The sequence below is a fragment of the Butyrivibrio sp. WCD2001 genome (assembly GCF_000424485.1).
Classification (GTDB): Bacteria; Bacillota; Clostridia; order Lachnospirales; family Lachnospiraceae; genus Butyrivibrio.
In genome coordinates this window covers 1-1,804 of sequence record NZ_AUJZ01000051.1, presented here as the reverse complement: position 1 = coordinate 1,804, position 1,804 = coordinate 1, and the positions used below count along the sequence as shown (strand labels likewise).

Sequence of the window (1,804 nt, the reverse complement as noted above, 5' to 3'; positions counted from 1 at the left end):
AGGTTCACATTCAGTTTACCTGCTTACCTATCATATCATTTTTGTCACTAAATACAGGAAAAAAGTGATAACCGATGAGACAATATGAAGTGACCTCCAGATTGTAGGTTCGTGGATTTACCTGTAAGCTATTAATTGTTGAGATTAATGGTAACAGGGATTACCGCATACAATAGGAGGCCACATATGAATACTATAGTTTATATCGGAATGGATGTCCACAAAGAGAGCTACACTTTATGCTGCTATTCTTATGATACCGATAAGGTTGAGTATAAGCAGACCATACCTGCAGACTATAAACTTATCCTGAAATATATGGAACAGGTACGTAAACGCTATGATGGAGAAGTAACTTTTGTTTGTGGGTATGAAGCTGGATGTTTGGGATATTCTTTGTATCATCAGCTGAATGATCATGAAGTCGACTGTAAAATCCTTGCTCCTACGACCATGGCAATTACTAATACAAATCGTGTAAAAACTGACAAAAGAGATGCTGCGAATATCGCAAGATGCCTTGCTTTTCACACTTATAGTGAAGTATATGTTCCAGATGCTGAAGACAATGAGATTAAAGAATATATACGAATGAGGGATGATCAAAAACAAATGCTTAAAAAGATCAAGCAGCAGATTCTCGCGTTTGTTTTGAGATCAGGAAAGAAATTTGAAGGCGGAAAGACATACTGGACGATAGCTCACCTTGAATGGCTGAGAAATCTTGATTTAACAGGGCTTGCTAAAGAGACACTATCAGAGTATTTGATAACTTTTGATTATCTTACCGAAAAAATAGAAAGACTTGATAAAAAGATAGAAGAATTAGCAAATAGAGACAAATATAAAGAAAAAGTCAAGAATATGGGATGCTTCCTTGGGGTTAAGACCCACACAGCATTATCAATGATTGTTGAGATTGGCGATTTTGACAGGTTTGAAAAAGCAACTAAATTTGCTGGGTTCTTAGGACTTGTACCAAGTGAGGATTCCAGTGGTGGTGATGTAAATCGCTATAGTATTACCAAGGCTGGAAATAGTCACTTGCGACGTTTGATGGTAGAAGCTGCCCAGAGCTATACGAGAGGCAATATCGGCCATAAGTCCATTGCTTTAAAACAAAGGCAAAAGGGATGCAATCCAGAAGTAATTGCTTATGCAGATAAAGCCAATGAGCGATTAAGAAAAAGATTTTATCATATGACCTTGAAAAGATGTATTAACAGAAATGTTGCGACAACTGCAGTGGCAAGAGAACTTGCATGTTTTATGTGGGGAATGGCAACAAATCATATTTCTTGATATGACATTTATCTGATTCAGTCAAGGCTGCTTCGCACCGCTAACGCGGCAAGGCCTATGACAGAATCATCTAAATATCAAATGTAGTAATCAAGCAGATGAAACTGATGTTATCAGATTTCATCTGCATAACAAAACAAACACTGGATACGGAGGCAGGGCTTTAGAGCATTCTATGGTTCGAATTATTTGCGACCCATCTCTGTTGACATTATATTTTAAATATTTTGATTCACGCTATGAGACAGCAAGATTCACGGCGGACCATTGACCTGTTGGTAACCAATCCACGTATAACAGAGTGGCCAAGGCCGGGGACTGTTAGATCTGAGGCTCTGCCTCTGTACCTAGTGTTCAAACTTAAGAAAGGAAAAGATTGTTGTGATTTCCTCGAATTTTACTCTTGACAGGAGGTCACTTCATAACAGATGGGGGATTTCATGGAAAATCACGCCGCTTATCTGTGTGGAAGGATGAACTGCGATATGCTTTCTGCTGAGAC

The 1,804-nt window shown here is 38.5% G+C and carries 2 protein-coding genes; both read left to right on the top strand.

Annotation, left to right across the window (positions count from 1 at the left end; all coding sequences use genetic code 11):
• Nucleotides 1–88: transposase (locus G630_RS25980; protein ID WP_196805824.1), on the top strand; the 88-nt coding region annotated here is incomplete at its 5' end.
• Between the two features lie 98 nt (nt 89–186).
• Entirely contained in the window at nt 187–1,302 is a 1,116-nt protein-coding gene (locus G630_RS0117745; RefSeq protein WP_022763602.1) for an IS110 family transposase, read from the top strand.
• Nucleotides 1,303–1,804 lie beyond the last annotated feature (502 nt).

Excerpts from the sequence above, each read along its gene's own strand:
- G630_RS0117745 (WP_022763602.1), top strand. The coding sequence starts at position 187 with ATGAATACTATAGTTTATATCGGAATGGATGTCCACAAAGAGAGCTAC.